This window comes from Muricoccus vinaceus, assembly GCF_042433125.1.
GTDB classification, from domain to species: domain Bacteria; phylum Pseudomonadota; class Alphaproteobacteria; order Acetobacterales; family Acetobacteraceae; genus Roseomonas; species Roseomonas vinacea.
Window position 1 is genome coordinate 1 of sequence record NZ_JBHLVZ010000035.1, and the last position, 1559, is coordinate 1559.

Consider the following 1559-nt stretch of genomic DNA (forward strand, 5'->3'; position numbering starts at 1 on the left):
GGCCCCTCAAGCGAAATGCCATGGTTTCGTTGGCTGCTGACCAGCAACCCGGCGTCCACATAGCACTACCTTGGCATCTTCAACGGGGCGGTGAGTAACCCATCTGCTGGTTGACTGGTTAGCGGGAGGTGACGATGGCGGAGGTCATTGGCGCGTCTACCGATCTGGATAGCTGGCTTCGCCCGTTTCTCGACGTGATGGGGCGCAAGACGCGGCGGGTCTGGGCTCCTTTTTACCTGCGCGGGCTCCTTGGTCCTGGCGAGCGCAAGAGCCTGCAGCCCATGGCGGCACGGCTGGGTTTGCCCGGGCACGACCAGCTGCACCACTTCATCACCAGCCCGGCCTGGGACGACGCACCGCTCTGGCGCGTGCTGTCGGAGAGGGCGGACGAGCTTCTGGGCGGCCCCGAAGCGGTGCTGGTGATCGACGACACCGCGCTGCCCAAGAAGGGCGATCTTTCGGTCGGCGTGGCGCGGCAGTACTGCGGGGCGGTGGGCAAGAGGGCGAACTGCCAGGCCCTTGTCTCGCTCACCCTCGCCCATGGCGAGGTGCCCTTGCCCGTGGCTTTGCGACTGTTCCTGCCCGACACCTGGACGCAGGATCAGCAGCGTTGCGCCCGGGCTGGCGTGCCCGAGGCGGAGATGGTGGCCCGCAGCAAGGGCGAGATCGCACTCGCCGAACTCGATCGGTTGCGCGAGACAGGACTGCGCTTTGGCATCGTCCTGGCCGATGCGGGCTACGGGATGAGCGCCGGGTTCCGCCAGGCGCTCTCCGAGCGGGATCTGCTCTGGGCGGTGGGCATCCCGCGCACGCAGAAGGTCTACACAACGGCCGTCCAGCTCCGCTGGCCACGTGCCAGTAGGGGCCGTCCGCGCCAGCTGCCAGTGCCCAGTGAGCAGCCGCAGGCCGTGGAGGACGTCTTGGCCAAGCTCAAGTGGCGCCGGCTGAGCTGGCGGCAGGGTACCAAGGGGGCGCTTGCCGCGCGCTTTGCCGCCCTGCGTGTACGAGTTGGCGATGGCCAGGTGACGCGTCCGTCACGGCACCTGCCGGGGGAAGAGGTCTGGCTGGTCGGCGAGTGGCGCTCAACAGGGGAGCGGAAGTACTACCTCAGCAACCTGGGCCCTGACACTCCGCTGCGCAGCCTGGCCGCCGCAATCAAGGGGCGCTGGGTCTGCGAGCAGGCCCATCAGCAACTCAAGCAGGAACTCGGGCTGGGCCACTTCGAGGGACGGTCCTGGACCGGCTTGCACCGACACGCGCTGATGACCTGCATGGCCTTCGCCTACCTCCAGCACCTGCGGCTCCGAACCGTCCGCGGGCGGGGAAAAAAGGTGCAGCCCTTTCCCAAGCGGCGGACCACCACCCCAACCAAGCCTGCCCGCCATGCGCCGGGCCATCATCGGGCAACTGTTCGCTCACCTCGTCACGCCAGTCCAATGCCCGCACTGCAGGCGACAGTTCCGTCCGCCACCTGATCCGAGACTGCCAAGGTATTGATAGTCGGAATCGACAAAGTGCTCCGCAGGAAGCAGGCCCTTGGCTGCAAGGCGGTCGTGAAT

At 67.2% G+C, this 1559-nt stretch carries 1 protein-coding gene; it reads left to right on the plus strand.

Annotated features, from left to right (window positions below):
• The first annotated feature begins 134 nt into the window (after positions 1-134).
• Positions 135-1475 carry an IS701 family transposase gene (locus ACFFIC_RS13760; RefSeq protein ID WP_377051227.1) on the plus strand — a complete coding sequence of 447 codons (1341 nt, stop codon included), beginning with the start codon at positions 135-137 and terminating at the stop codon, positions 1473-1475.
• The last annotated feature ends 84 nt before the right edge of the window (positions 1476-1559 follow it).

Bases quoted from the DNA above. Each gene is read 5' to 3' on its own strand.
- ACFFIC_RS13760 (WP_377051227.1), top strand. From the start codon at position 135: ATGGCGGAGGTCATTGGCGCGTCTACCGATCTGGATAGCTGGCTTCGC.